The sequence below is a fragment of the Streptomyces sp. NPDC002446 genome (assembly GCF_053595675.1).
In genome coordinates, this window is the sequence record NZ_JBSFYC010000069.1 from 1 (window position 1) to 13,287 (window position 13,287).

Consider the following 13,287-nt stretch of genomic DNA (forward strand, 5'->3'; position numbering starts at 1 on the left):
GATTGGACAGCCCGCCGTCGAGGACGACCGGGCCCGCGGCGAGGGCGTCGGTGAGATAGTGACCCGCCGGACAGTTCCTCAGCCGACCGAGAGTGCCTTGGCGCCTGACAGGAGAGGGATGAGCGAGAAGTTCCCGTCGCCCTGACCACAGGACGGTTGGGTGTTGGCGGTACTGGAGACATTCGTCCCCGTCGCGAACCGCCCGTCGCCGCCCGGCACCACGGTCGTGAAGTGGTCGGTGGCCGAGGACGAGTAGTACACGCACTGATGCAGGTTCGCGTAGCTCCCCGAGGCGAGGTCGAGTGCCTTGACGCCGGACAGGAGGGGGATGAGCGAGTAGTTCCCGTCGCCCTGACCGCAGGACGGTTGGGTGTCGGCCGTGTTGGAGACGTTCGTGCCCGTGGCGAAGCGTCCGTCGCCGCCCGGCACCACGGTCGTGAAGTGATTGGTGGCCGAGGACGAGTAGTACACGCACTGATGCAGGTTGAGGTAGCGCCCTGAGGCGAGGTTCAGTGCTTTGACGCCGGACAGGAGGGGGATGAGGGAGTAGTTACCGTCGCCCTGACCGCAGGACGGTTGGGTGTCGGCCGTAGCGGAGGCGTTCGTGCCCGTCGCGAACCGGCCGTCGCCGCCCGGCACCACGGTCGTGAAATGGTTGGAGGCCGAGGACGAGTAGTACACGCACTGATGGAGGTTCAGGTAGCCCGAGGCGGCGGCTTGGGCCTGCCGGGGTTGCGTGGAGGCCGGGGCGGGCGCCGTCATGCCTGCGAAGGCACACATACCCGCCGCGGCCGCGACCACGGGCCTCCATACACGTCTGATCACCGATCGCAGCATTGCTGGTTCCTCCCCAATACCCACGCGGCACCGGACACCCCGGCCCGCTGCGCAACAGGCTCAGGACACCACCGGCAGCGACGGAAAGTACGGAAAGTATCGGATCGAACGCTACGACCCTCCGATTGGGTGACAAGTCGACCAGCCTTGCGTCACCACTGGCAAGGCGCCCGAGGTTTGCCCCGGCGAGAGGCAAGCACTACGTGGACGAGTCCGGTGGACGTGTCCGGTGGTCGTGGGTGACGAAGGTGACCTCGGCGGGGCTGAGATTGCGCCACCTCCAACGACACAGGGGACCACCGGGACCGCGCGGAAGCGCGGGCGCGCGGCCGCGCAGGCGGCCGGAGCAGGCCGCCGCCCGCGCCCGCGGTGGCCCCCGCGGCGGCGCCCGCGACGGCCCCCGCAGTGGCCCCCGCGCAGGTCAGAAGCGCACGGTCGAGACGGTGTAGACGACCGGGTGGCCCGGCTCGTCGTAGCTCACCATGATCCGCTGGTAGGGGTGCGGTGCCTTGCTCGTGGTCGTCGTGCCCGCCCATGGCCAGTCGACGCCGAAGTCCCAGCCGACCTTCGCCGCCTGTTCGGGTGGGATCGTCTTGTGGTCCTTCTTGAGGGCGGCGGTGCTGGTGCCGACCGCCTTGAGGTAGTGCTCCAGGCCCCAGTCGTTGGTCCGGAACTGGACGAACAGCGAGCTGGTCTGCCAGGAGTTGGTCTCGTAGTACCAGACCGGGGTGGAGCCGATCGGGACCGGCACGTTGTAGATCCGCTGCTGGACCTTGGAGGGGAAGGCGTTGGTCAGGCCGGTGGCGGCGGCCTCCTGCTCCTTGCCCTCGCCGCTGTCGCGGCTCTGCTCGGCGGAGATGACGATGTAGCCGGCCGGGATCGCGATCAGCAGGAAGACGATCAGCGCCATCAGCACGGGGCGGCGGCGCTTGGCGCGGGGCGGCGGGGTGGGGTGGTGGTCGTCGTGCATGGCGTGGGACTCGGTTTCGGTCATCGGCGGCCGGCCCGTTCGTAGCGTTCGTAGCGCTCCACGCGCCGGCGGTTGGCGCGCCGGAAGCGGCGGGCCACCAGGCGGGCGAGGTCGGCGGCGCCGACCATTCCGGCCTCCGGGCCCAGCTGGGCCTTGGTGATCGTGGCTTCGGGGCGGTAGCCGCGGCCGGTGAGGTGGCGTCGGAAGGCGTCCCTGGCCGGGGCGATCAGGAGGTCGTCGGCGGCGCTGACACCACCGCCGATGACGAAGCAGGACGGGTCGAGGGCGGCGGCGAGGTTGGCGATGCCGACGCCGAGCCACTGGCCGATGTCCTGGAGGAGCTCGACGCACATCGCGTCGCCCTCGCGGGCCAGCTCGGTGATCAGCGGTCCGGTGATGTCGCCGATGCGGCCGCCGACCCGCTCGATGATGTTGTACGCGACCGGGGAGTCGGCGGCGGCCAGCTCCCGCGCCTCCCGTACGAGGGCGTTGCCGGAGCTGTACTGCTCCCAGCAGCCGCGGTTGCCGCACGGGCAGCGGTGGCCGCCGGGAACGACCTGCATATGGCCGAATTCGCCCGCCACACCGTATTTGCCGCGCTTGACCGCGCCGTCCTCCAGGATGGCGCCGCCGATGCCCGTGCCGAGGGTGATCATCACGAGGTGGTCCTCGCCGCGGCCCGCCCCGAAGCGCCACTCCGCCCAGGCGGCGGTGTTGGCGTCGTTGTCGACCATGACGGGGACGGCCAGGCGGCCGGCGAGCCGGTCCCGCAGCGGCTCGTTGCGCCAGTTCAGATGGGGTGCGAAGAGCACATTGGAGCGGTCCGCGTCGACCCACCCGGCCGCGCCGATGCCCACCGCGTGGACGTCGTGCCGGTCGGAGAGGTCCAGCACCAGCTCGGTGATGGTGTCCTCGACGACCTTGGGGCTCTTGGACTTGTCCGGCGTCTCGGTGCGGACCTTCTCCAGGATGGTGCCGTCGGCGTCGACCACGCCCGCCATGACCTTGGTGCCGCCGATGTCGATGCCGACGGTGGGCACGCGGGGAGCGGTCAGATGCGAGCGGCGCTCGCGGGTGCCGACCGTGCGCAGCACGGTGGCCCTGGCGGATCCCCGGTGCACCCGGTCCCGGTACATGCTCATCGACCCACCTCTTCGCCGTTGCTCCCCCACTGCCTGAAGGGCGTGGGTGGTGCCCCCATGCGGCTGCTGCGTGCTCGCAAGAGTCGTCTCGTCCCTGCGGGGTCTCGGGAGGCCGGGGCCTCGATGTGCGGGTTCGCTGCGATTGTGCATCACCTGCGGTGCCCGGCGCACCGCGGGCCGACAGCGCTGCGCCCCGCGCGGCCTGGTGGCGGCGCGGGGCGCGGGGGCGCCGTCGGGTGCTCAGTCGGGCCGGTGGCCGCCGGGGAACTCCGGCGTCGCGGTGCGGGCCAGCTCGTGGCTGAGCTGCTCCAGTTCGCTGCCGCCCGCCATTTGGCGGGTCAGCTCCTCCAGGGCGATCTCCGATTTGGCGTGGCTGCCGGCCATCGTGCCGCGCTTGAGGAGGACGAAGCGGTCGCCGACGAGGTAGGCGTGGTGCGGATTGTGGGTGATCAACACCACGCCGAGCCCGGCGTCTCGGGCGGCCGCGACGTACTTGAGCACGACGCCGGACTGCTTGACGCCGAGCGCCGCCGTCGGCTCGTCCAGGACGAGGACCTTGGCGCCGAAGTAGACGGCGCGGGCGATGGCGACGCACTGCCGCTCGCCGCCCGAAAGGGTTCCGATGGGCTGGTCGACATCGCGCAGGTCGATGCCCATCCGCAGCAGCTCGCTGCGGGTGGTCTCGCGCATCGTACGGACGTCGAGCCGCTTGAAGGGGCCCACTCCGGTCGTCGGCTCGGAGCCGAGGAAGAAGTTCCGCCACACCGGCATCAGGGGGACGACGGCCAGGTCCTGGTAGACGGTGGCGATACCGCGGTCCAGGGCCTCGCGCGGGGAGGAGAGGGTGGTCTCCTCGCCGTCGATGGTGAAGGAGCCGGCGTCGTGCCGGTGCAGACCGGCGATGATCTTGATGAGGGTGGACTTGCCGGCGCCGTTGTCGCCGAGCACACAGGAGATCTCCCCCGCGTGCACCTCCAGGGACACGCCCTCCAGTGCCCGGACGTTGCCGTAGTACTTGCTGACGTCTGTCAGCTCGACGAGCGCGGTCATGCCTTTGCCTCCGCCCGCTTGCGGACCCATGCGTTCAGGAGTGTGGCGAGCAGCAGCATCGCGCCGAGGAAGAACTTGTACCAGTCCGGATTCCACTGCGCGTAGACGATGCCCTTGCTGGCCATGCCGAAGATGAAGGCGCCGACGGCGGCGCCGATCGCCGAGCCGAAGCCGCCGGTCATCAGGCAGCCGCCGACCGCCGCGGCGATGATGTAGAGGAACTCGTTGCCCACTCCGTCGCCGGACTGGATCGCGTCGTACGAGAACAGCAGATGCTGGCCGGAGACCCAGGCGGCGAAGGCGACGCCCATGTAGAGGCCGATCTTGGTCTTGGTGACCGGGACGCCGACCGCCCGCGCGGCGTCGCTGTTGCCGCCCACCGCGAAGATCCAGTTGCCGACGCGGGTGCGCAGCAGGATCCAGGTGGCGAGGGCGACCAGCACGATCCACCACAGGATGGTGATCTGGATGTCGACGCTGCCCAGGGTCAGATGCGAGGCGAAGAGCGTACGGGCCGAGTCGAAGCCCTCCATGTCGGCGATGGTCTTCGTCGAGACGGTGCCACTGATCAGCTTGGTGAAGCCGAGGTTGAGGCCGGTGAGCATGAAGAAGGTGCCCAGCGTGATGATGAAGCTGGGGAGCTTCGTACGCGTCAGCAGGACCCCGTTGAACGCCCCGATCGCCAGGGTGACCAGCAACGACACCCCGACACCGACCCAGGTGTTGGCGGTCATCTGGTAGCTGAACATCGACGAGACCAGCGCCGAGCTGACGACCATGACACCGGCCGACAGGTCGAACTCCCCGCCGATCATCAGCAGCGCCACCGGCACGGCCATGATGCCGATCGTCGAGGACGCGTAGAGCACGGTGGAGAGGCTGGAGGCCCGCAGGAAGGGTTCGGCGACGATCGAGAAGAAGACGAACACGGCGGCGGCGCCGACGACCGAGCCCAGTTCGGGGCGGCCCATCATCCGGCGGGCCAGGGAGCGGTGCAGCAGCCGTTCGTCGCCCCGGCTCTTGGCGGGCGGCCCGGCGGGCTGCACGGTCGATGCGTCGGTGTGGCTCATCGGGTACCCCGCTTCGTGTAGTCCTGGAGCGCTTCGGCGTCCTTCTTGGTGATCACCTGGGGTCCGGTGAGCACCGGCTTGCCGCCGCCGAGGACATCGGCGTTGTACTTGTACAGCCACAGCAGGTCGACCGCCTCGTAGCCCTGGAGGTAGGGCTGCTGGTCGACGGCGAAGCCGAGGGAGCCGTCCTTGAGACCGGCCGCGACCTGGGCATTGAGGTCGAAGGTGTCGATCTCCGCCTTGCTGCCGGCCTGCTCCCTGGCCTTGACGGCGGTGGGGGCGAAGGGCGCGCCGAGGGTGACGACGGCGTCGATGGCGGGGTCCGCCTGGAGCTTGGACTCGATGGAGGACTGCACGTCGGGCATGTTGGTGCCCTCGACGTAGAGCTTCTGCAGATCGCCCTTGAAGGTCTTCTCGGCGCCGTCGCAGCGCTGCTCATGGCCGACGTTGCCCTGTTCGTGCAGGACACACAGGGCCTTCTTGCGGCCGCGCTCGTTCAGCTCCTCGCCGACCGCCTCGCCGGCCACCGTCTCGTCCTGCCCGATGTGGCTGAGCGCGCCGAAGGCCTTGGACTCCGCGGCTCCGGAGTTCACCGTGATCACCGGGATGCCGGCCTTCACGGCCTTGGCGACGACGTCCTTCATCGCGTTCGGCTTGGCGAGCGAGACGATCAGCCCGTCGACCTTCTGGTCGATGTAGGACTGCACCAGCTGGCTCTGCCGCGAGGCCTCCTCGTCGTGTCCGTAGACGAACTTGATGTTGTCCTTGGCGGCGGCCTGCTGGGCGCCGTTCTGCACGATGTCCCAGAAGGTGTCACCGTCTCCCGAGTGGGTGACCATCGCGAACGTCCACCTGGGGGTGTTCACCGCGGCCTTGCCGCCGGCGGCCTTGGCGGCGCGCTCTTCCTCGGCGCGCTTGCCTCCGGTGCTGCTGCATCCCGCCAAGGAGGCACCGAGCACCGCCACCAGCACCGCGCTGACGACGTGTCCCCTTCTCCGAACCCTTGCCACGAGGACTCGCCCTTCCCGCTGCTCTTGCCGTGTCGGCTGCGTTGCTTGTATTCGCGTCGGTTGTCTTCGCTGTGCGGTGTTGCCGGTCCGTACGGGTGCGGTGTCGTCCACCGGCACCGTCCGGCCGGGACCAACCGACCAAGTATCCGTTACCGGTGATCTGTCCCGGTTCATGGGGTCCCGCCTTCTGCGCGCTCTCACCTGGTGCCTCGCCCGGTGTACTCGGTCAGCTTGGGTACGTCCTCCCCGGTGACCAGGGCCGGCCCGGTGAGCACCGGCTTGCCGCCGCCGAGGACGTCGGCGTTGGTCTTGTGCAGCCAGAGCAGGTCCACCGCCTCGTAGCCCTGCAGATACGGCTGCTGGTCGACGGCGAAGGTGACGCTCTTGGCCTTGAGGAGCCCCACCACCGCCGAGTTCAGGTCGAACGTCGCGATCTGCGCCGCGCTGCCGGCCTCCTTCTTGGCCTTGACGGAGATCGCCGCCATCGGGGCGCCGAGCGTGACGATCGCGTCGATGGACGGGTCGGACTGCAGCTTGGCCTGGATCGAGGACTGCGAGGCCGGTGCGTTCGTACCGTCGACGTTGAGGTTCTCGACCGTGCCGTGGAAGCCCTTGCGGACGCCCGCACAGCGGTCCTCCAGCGACACATTGCCCTGCTCGTGGATGACGCAGAGGGTCTTCTTCGCCCGCCGGTCGTCGAGCTCCTCGCCGACCGCGCGCCCGGCCACCGACTCGTCCTGCCCGATGTGCGTCAGCGCCCCGTACGCCTTCGAGAACTCGCCGCCGGAGTTGACGGTGATGACGGGTATGCCCTGCGCCTGGGCCTTGCGGACCGCCGCCTTGACAGCCGGCGGCTTGGCGAGCGTGACGATCAGCCCATCCACCTTCTGGTCAATGTACGACTGGATCAGCTCGGCCTGCTTGCCGCCCTCCTTGTCGTGGGCGTAGAGGAACTTCACATGATCCTTGGCGGCGGCCTGTTCGGCGCCGTTCTGCACGATGTCCCAGAAGGTGTCGCCGTCACCGGCGTGGCTGACCATCCCGATGGTCATGCGGGTGCCGGTGCCCTCGCCCTTGGTGTCCTGACCGCCGGTGGCGCTGCAGCCGGCGACCAGGGCGACGGTGGTCAGTAAAGCGGCGGCGCTGCGGACGGTGAGCCGCCGGACGCCGGTCGTACACACGCTGATCATCGTGGAACCGCCTTTTCTCCACGGCCGCCGGAATGCGACTGGAGGAGTTTGTAACGGCGGGCGCTCAGCCGCGTCAATACTTTGTCAGAACATTCTGATGAGAGGACTTGGCGAGGCCCCTCGCCGACGGGACATACCGCAACAATTCGACCCAAAAGAGCGGGCTTGTCCCCGCCGTGCCCCCCGCTCCGGGCCGTCCGGCCGCCCTCAGGGCCGTACGAGCAGCTGGAACTCGAAGGCGTAACGGGACGCCCGGTAGATGTGCGAGCCGAACTCGACCGCGCGCCCGGTGTCGTCGAACGTCGTCCGCTGCATCGTGAGCAGCGGGGCGCCCTCGGGCTCGTCGAGCCGCTGCCCCTCCTCCGCGGTCGCGGCTCGTGCGCCGACCGCCTGACGGGCGCTGTGCAGGGTGATCCCGGCCGATCGCATGAGCCGGTAGAGACCGGTCTCCTCCAGCTCCGCGGTCTCCAGCCTGAGCAGCCCGGCGGGGAGGTGGTTACGCAGATGCGCCACGGGCTCGCCGTGCGTCAGCCGCAGCCGCTCGACCAGCGCGACCTCCGCCCCCTCGGCGATCCCCAGCGCGGCGGCGACCTCGGCATCGGCCTCGGTGGTGGTGTTGAGCAGTACGCGGGTGGCCGGCTTCTGCCCGGCCGCCTCCAGGTCGTCGTAGAGGCTGCTCAGCTCCAGCGGCCGCTTGACCTGGCTGTGGACGACCTGGGTGCCGATACCGCGGCGGCGCACCAGCAGCCCCTTGTCGACCAGCGACTGGATCGCCTGCCGCACGGTGGGCCGGGAGAGCCCGAGCCGGCCGGCCAGCTCGATCTCATTGCCGAGCAGGCTGCCGGGGGCGAGCCTGCCGTTCTCGATCGCCGCCTCCAGCTGCTGCGACAGCTGGAAATACAACGGGACCGGACTGCTCCGGTCCACGCTGAACTGGACGGGGCTCCCGGCGCCCAGGGCATCTTCTGCATCGCGTTTCCCCACGTTGGCGAGCGTATCCGTCCCGGCAGATGACGGGAAGTCCAGAGGTCACATTGTCCGGACAAGGACTACTACCGGGGGGCGTAGCCGGCCCGGGACCGGCGCTGCTGCCGACGCCCCGGCGCCGGGCCACGGCCGGGTCATGCCGCTCGCCTCCCCCGCTACTTCATCCACTCCTGCTCGTACTTGCGGTACGTCCCGTCATGCGTGGCCAGATGGACCCACTGGTTCACATAGGCCGTGAACTCGCCGTCGGCGCGGGGCAGGGCGTAGGCCTTCTCGGAGAAGGTGAAGGGCTTGTCCGGGTGGATGGCGCAGAGTTCGGGGTGGATTTTGGCCTGGTAGCGGGTCTCGCCGGCGTCCGTCATCATCACGTCGGCACGGCCGGCGATGATCTCGTCGAAGATCGTGGTGTTGTCCGGATGGACCGTGAGGGTCGCCCGCTTGATGTGGGCGCGGGCGAACTCCTCGTTGGTGCCACCGGGGTTGACGATGACGGTCGTGCCAGGTCGGTCGATCTGCCGGAGCGTCCGGTACCTGTCCTGGTCCGCGCAGCGCGCGATGGGCGTCTTGCCGTCCGTGCGGGTCGGCTCGCTGAAGGCGACGGACCGGGCCCGTGCGAGCGTGATCGAGACGCCGCCCATGGCGATGTCACAGCGGCCGGCCGACAGGTCGCCGACGAGCCGGGCCCAGGTCGTGGCCACATAGCGGGGCCTGGCGTCCAGGCTCTTGGCGAGGTCCCGGGCCATCTCGATGTCCACACCGCGGTACGTGCCGGTCGCGGGGTCGAGATGGCTGTAGGGACGGTAGTCGCCGGTGGTGCACACACGCAGCACCCCGCGCCGCGGAACGGCGTCGAGGGCCGATGTCCTCTTGCCGGCCGCGGGGGCCGCGCCCCGTACGGCGGCGGGGGTGCCGGAGGCCGCCGGGGCGGCGGCGGTGACGGCGAGCAGACAGGCGAGGGCGGACAGGGTGGCGGCGCGCTTCATATGGGCTCCCGGGGCTCCTGGTCGGGCGGTCATGCGCCCGGACGCCGCGCCGTGCCGGGCAGGACACGGCGTAGCGCGGCGGCGCGGTCACATGACCGAAGCGCTCAGCGTGACAGAGCCGTTGGCCGCGGTGAACCCCCGGTCGGCCGGCGGCGAGCGACGGCCCGAAGGGCCGGGGCCGGTGCGGTCGGACCGTCAGCCGTCGTAGCGGTCCGCGCCGTCGAGGCCCGTCTCCTGGTCGGCGGCGGCCTCGGCGAGGCGGCCGAGGAGGTCGGCGGCGCGCTTGGCGACGGTGTCGCGGTCGCCCTCAGAGAGCGCCGAGCCCATGCCGACGGCGACGGCACCCGCGGCGATCCACTCCGGCGCGCCGTCGACCGTCACCCCGCCCGTCGGCAGCAGCGGCACCTGCGGCAGGGCGGCGCGTATCTCCCTGAGCCAGGACGGGTCGTACGACGAGGCGGGGAACAGCTTGAGCGCGTCCGCGCCGAGTTCGAGGGCGCGGACCATCTCGGTCGGCGTCGACACCCCGGCGAAGACCGGGACGCCGTAGCGGTGGCCCGTACGGATGACCTCGGCGTCCAGGGTCGGTGAGACCAGGTAGCGGGCGCCCGCGTCGACGGCCATCCGGGCCGACACCCCGTCAAGGACCGTACCCGCGCCGATGACCGCGTCATCGCCCAGCTCGCGCGTCAGCGTCGTGACCGCCTCCAGCGCGAAGGGGGTGGTGAGGGATATCTCCAGGCTCGTGATCCCCGCGGACAGCAAGGTGTCGGCGGTGGCGCTCGCCTCGTCGTACGTCTTGCTGCGGACGATGGCGAAAACGCGCTGCGCCAGTGCGGCCCGGGTGATCTCCCAGCGATACACGGCAGTTCGCCGTCCTTCCTTTTGTCCAGCGCCTTATGCCGACTGCCATGGCCACGGCGGATACGGCACTTTCCGGGGCGCGCCGCGGCAGCTGACCGCACATGGTCCCTTGTCCGCCGATGCCCGCCCGCTCCTCGTTTCTCCCGAAACGCTACCGGGAACCACTGACAATCCTGCCTCGGGGGTGCGCCCCGCGCGCCCCTTCTGCAGAGAATGCCGGAAAACGCAGGTGGGAGGGGGCGCACAGCACGGCGGCGGCCGGGGTGCGAGTGCACCCCGGCCGCCGCGGTCGGTGGATGTAGCGGTCTCAGCAGCTGCGATTCAGCTCAGCAGCCGCGGTCGACGAGGTCGAACGACTTGTAGTGGTCGGCGGTGTAGTAGTCCTCGTTCTGCTTCTCACCGGTCACGATCCGGCGCGCACCACGGTCGGGCGAGCCTGGTGTGACGACGGTGTACTCGTGGTAATAGCCGGAACTCTGGGACGGAAGGATGCCCTCGCGGTTGCTGAACACAGTTCCGTCCTGCGGGTACGGGTAGGGCCCGCCCTTCTCGATCAGATCGAGGGTGTCATGGGCCTGCGAGGGCAGCTTGGTGAAGCAGATCTTGCCGACGTCCTGGGCGTGCACGGCCGTTGCGTGCGCCGTCGTGGCGTACGGGGCGGCCGGGCGTGCCGAGGCGACGGAGGGGGTGGCGGCGACCGCGGTCCCGCCGAGGAGAAGGGCCGAAGCGAGGGCGCCCGCGGCGCCGAACCTGGTGATCCGTGGGGGGATTCTCATGCCCTCCAGGATGACGCGCGTAGACATGCCCCTGTCAATCCCAAGGGACGGAAGTTTCCCGGGAGTTAACGAGGCCACCCCGATTCGTCACCCGGATCCCGGCCCCCGCCCGGGCCGGACGGCACCCGGCGCAGGGCTCTTTGCCTCTCAGGCAAAACTTTTGCCCGGGAGGTGAAGGATGGCTATACCGGAGGTATGACCGAGCTCCCCGACGAGCCCTCCGGAGCACCGCCGGAGGACCTCCCCACCGTCGCCCCGCGCCTGCGGGACCTGCGACGCCGCAGCGGTCTCACACTGGAGACCGCGGCCCGGCTGGTGGGGCTCTCGCCCGCGCACCTGTCACGGCTGGAGACCGGCCGGCGTCAGCCGTCGCTGCCGATGCTGCTGGCACTCGCGCGTACCTACGGCACCACGGTATCCGACCTGCTCGGCGAGACCGCCCCGGAGCGCGACCCGATCGTGCGGGCCGGCCGTACGGAGCCGTCGGAGGCCGGCGGCTGGACGTACCGCACGGTGGGCGGCGCCGGGCGGGCGATGCAGGCGCTGCGGGTCCATGTGCCGCAGCGGGCGCAGGGCGAGCTGGTCCGGGTGCACCCCGGTGAGGAGTGGCTCTACGTCCTCAAGGGGCGGCTGCGGCTGACGCTCGGCGCGGCCGTGCACGTACTGGACCCGGGGGACGCGGCGCACTTCGACTCGCTGACCCCGCACCGTATCGCCGCCGCCTCCCGGGGCGGCACGGAGCTGTTGTTCGTCCACACGCTGCTGCAGAGCGGCGCCGCCGAGCTGTGCCTGGGCGACGACGCGGCGCACCGCGGCCCATGAGCAGGGAAGGATCCTTCGCCGTGCCCGACCACTCCACTCCTCGGCCGGGGGATTCCCCGGCCGGGGCGATCCCCGCCGATCCGGCCCCCGAGCGCCGCTACGTCGAGAACAAGCCGCCCCGCGGGGTGTATGTGCGGGTGTTCATCTACGTCGTGGCGACGCATGTGCTGCTGGCGTTCATGAGCCTGCTGGTGGTCGCGGCGAAGTCGCGTTAGCGGCGCTTCCCGGCAAAGCGCGGCGAGCGCCGTCCGGGCCCCTAATCTGAGGCCCCGTCACCGCTCTCGCCCCGCCCCGGAGGAGACCGACCCATGCGCCCCGACCCCGACGCCCCTCGCCCGACCGCGGCCGCCGTGCTCCATGACGCGGTATGCGCGCTCGCCCCCGGTGCCGGCGCCAACCGGCTGGTCTCGCGGATCGAGGCGGGCGAGGCGCCGCGCTCCGTCTTCGCCACCTTCGCCCTCGAACAGCACCAGGTGATCACCGCCGACCGGCTCAGCTTCCAGCATCTGGCGCGCCGGGCGGACGGCGACCCGCCCGTTGCCGACTTCTTCGATCTGCTCGCCCAAGGGGAGGCGCTGGCCCTGCGGCAGCTGGCCGGGCTGGCGGATGCCTGCGGGCTCTCCGAACAGGACATCGCCGGCTACCAGCCGCGGCCCGGCTGCCAGGCCTACCCGTCCTATGCGGCGCGGCTCGCCCTCGGCGCCGAGCCGACCGATGTGGCGATCGCGCTGACCGCCAACTTCGCGGCCTGGGGCGGCTACTGCGCGACCGTCGAGGCCGCGATGCGCGAGCACTACGCCTTCCCGGAGGAGGCCCGCGGATTCTTCGGGTTCTTCGCCGAGCCGGCGCCGGACGTCGAGGAGCGGGCGCGGGCGGCGGTGCAGCACGGCCTGGACACCGGCCAGGCCCGGCCGGCCGCGGCACACCGCTACGGCCGGCTCCTCCAGGCGTATGAACTCATGTTCTGGGACGCGGTCGCGGACTGATCCGCACGCGGGACCGGCCGCCGACCCCACCTCACATGGGCAGCGAGAGCAGCCGCAGCGGTCCGGCGGGCTGCTCCGCACCGTCGTGCAGCGGCGTCCACATGGTCCGCAGCGGCATGATCGCGGGCCCTTCGGGCTGTTCGACCTCGACTTCCCCGGGGAGCGTGTGCCAGCCGAGCCGCTGATACAGCGCCACGAGCGGCGGCCGGCAGAAGAGCAGGGCGTGCCGCGGCCCCATCGTGCGGGCGTGCGCCACGGCGGCCGTGACGACCAGCCGCGCCAGCCCGTGCCCCCGCAGGTCCGCCGCGACGGCCACCCCGCCGAGGCCCACCGCCGAGGTCTCCTCGCCGCCGGCCGATACCGGCAGCAGCACCAGACCGGCGTGCGCCACCAGGCGGCCGTCACGTCTGATGCCGAAGTGCTCGTCCTTGCGCCGCCACGTCAGGCCGGCCCCCGCGACGCCGAAGGGATCGTCGCCGTCGCCGAGGATCTCGTTCTGCTCCGTGTGCGTGTACCGCGGAAGACGTATGACCGTCGGTGGTGCGGAGAGTGGGTTCCCAGTCATGGCACCATCATGATCTCCGCGGCGGCACCGGAGAA

Annotated in this window: 15 protein-coding genes; 3 read left to right on the forward strand and 12 right to left on the reverse strand. The window is 70.7% G+C overall.

Translation table 11 applies throughout. The features are described from left to right. Positions 1-78 precede the first annotated feature (78 nt). From ACWD6P_RS29615 to ACWD6P_RS29665, 11 genes are all read right to left on the reverse strand, one after another. The gene (locus ACWD6P_RS29615; protein ID WP_451447243.1) at positions 79-801 is read right to left on the reverse strand and encodes a hypothetical protein; all 723 of its coding nucleotides are present in this window, start codon (positions 799-801) and stop codon (positions 79-81) included. Positions 802-1,258: 457 nt separating this feature from the next. Beyond that, entirely contained in the window at positions 1,259-1,831 is a 573-nt protein-coding gene (locus ACWD6P_RS29620; protein ID WP_451447244.1) for a hypothetical protein, read from the reverse strand. After that, positions 1,828-2,949 carry an ROK family glucokinase gene (locus ACWD6P_RS29625; protein ID WP_451447245.1) on the reverse strand — a complete coding sequence of 374 codons (1,122 nt, stop codon included), beginning with the start codon at positions 2,947-2,949 and terminating at the stop codon, positions 1,828-1,830. The genes ACWD6P_RS29620 and ACWD6P_RS29625 overlap by 4 nt, the downstream gene beginning before the upstream one ends. A gap of 240 nt (positions 2,950-3,189) precedes the next feature. Then, positions 3,190-3,999, reverse strand: coding sequence for an ATP-binding cassette domain-containing protein (locus tag ACWD6P_RS29630; protein ID WP_451447246.1), 810 nt, complete (start codon positions 3,997-3,999; stop codon positions 3,190-3,192). Continuing rightward, positions 3,996-5,069, reverse strand: a complete 1,074-nt coding sequence (locus ACWD6P_RS29635; protein ID WP_451447247.1) for an ABC transporter permease — start codon at positions 5,067-5,069, stop codon at positions 3,996-3,998. Before ACWD6P_RS29635 ends, ACWD6P_RS29630 begins: the two co-directional genes overlap by 4 nt. After that, complete coding sequence (locus tag ACWD6P_RS29640) at positions 5,066-6,079, reverse strand: sugar ABC transporter substrate-binding protein (RefSeq protein WP_451447248.1); 1,014 nt, start codon at positions 6,077-6,079, stop codon at positions 5,066-5,068. The genes ACWD6P_RS29635 and ACWD6P_RS29640 overlap by 4 nt, the downstream gene beginning before the upstream one ends. Before the next feature lie 197 nt (positions 6,080-6,276). Continuing rightward, complete coding sequence (locus tag ACWD6P_RS29645) at positions 6,277-7,269, reverse strand: sugar ABC transporter substrate-binding protein (RefSeq protein WP_451447249.1); 993 nt, start codon at positions 7,267-7,269, stop codon at positions 6,277-6,279. Between the two features lie 207 nt (positions 7,270-7,476). After that, a complete protein-coding gene (locus ACWD6P_RS29650) occupies positions 7,477-8,196 on the reverse strand; it encodes a GntR family transcriptional regulator (protein ID WP_451447278.1) in 720 nt (239 codons plus the stop codon). A gap of 215 nt (positions 8,197-8,411) precedes the next feature. Further along, on the reverse strand, positions 8,412-9,239 hold the full coding sequence (locus ACWD6P_RS29655; RefSeq protein ID WP_451447250.1) for a transporter substrate-binding domain-containing protein: 828 nt from the start codon (positions 9,237-9,239) through the stop codon (positions 8,412-8,414). A gap of 195 nt (positions 9,240-9,434) precedes the next feature. Continuing rightward, positions 9,435-10,103 carry a bifunctional 4-hydroxy-2-oxoglutarate aldolase/2-dehydro-3-deoxy-phosphogluconate aldolase gene (locus ACWD6P_RS29660; RefSeq protein WP_451447251.1) on the reverse strand — a complete coding sequence of 223 codons (669 nt, stop codon included), beginning with the start codon at positions 10,101-10,103 and terminating at the stop codon, positions 9,435-9,437. A 326-nt stretch (positions 10,104-10,429) separates the two neighbouring features. Next, complete coding sequence (locus ACWD6P_RS29665) at positions 10,430-10,879, reverse strand: ribonuclease domain-containing protein (RefSeq protein WP_451447252.1); 450 nt, start codon at positions 10,877-10,879, stop codon at positions 10,430-10,432. A 195-nt stretch (positions 10,880-11,074) separates the two neighbouring features. Here ACWD6P_RS29665 and ACWD6P_RS29670 point away from each other — a divergent pair, with 195 nt between their 5' ends. The 3 genes from ACWD6P_RS29670 to ACWD6P_RS29680 all read left to right on the forward strand — a co-directional run bounded on the left by ACWD6P_RS29670 (position 11,075) and on the right by ACWD6P_RS29680 (position 12,687). Then, on the forward strand, positions 11,075-11,701 hold the full coding sequence (locus ACWD6P_RS29670; protein WP_451447253.1) for a helix-turn-helix domain-containing protein: 627 nt from the start codon (positions 11,075-11,077) through the stop codon (positions 11,699-11,701). Continuing rightward, positions 11,698-11,916 carry a DUF6126 family protein gene (locus tag ACWD6P_RS29675; RefSeq protein WP_451447254.1) on the forward strand — a complete coding sequence of 73 codons (219 nt, stop codon included), beginning with the start codon at positions 11,698-11,700 and terminating at the stop codon, positions 11,914-11,916. Before ACWD6P_RS29670 ends, ACWD6P_RS29675 begins: the two co-directional genes overlap by 4 nt. Positions 11,917-12,009: 93 nt before the next feature. Beyond that, positions 12,010-12,687, forward strand: coding sequence for a thiaminase II/PqqC family protein (locus tag ACWD6P_RS29680; RefSeq protein WP_451447255.1), 678 nt, complete (start codon positions 12,010-12,012; stop codon positions 12,685-12,687). Between the two features lie 31 nt (positions 12,688-12,718). Here ACWD6P_RS29680 and ACWD6P_RS29685 read toward each other — a convergent pair whose 3' ends face one another. Beyond that, a complete protein-coding gene (locus ACWD6P_RS29685; protein WP_451447256.1) occupies positions 12,719-13,252 on the reverse strand; it encodes a GNAT family N-acetyltransferase in 534 nt (177 codons plus the stop codon). Positions 13,253-13,287: the final 35 nt, after the last annotated feature.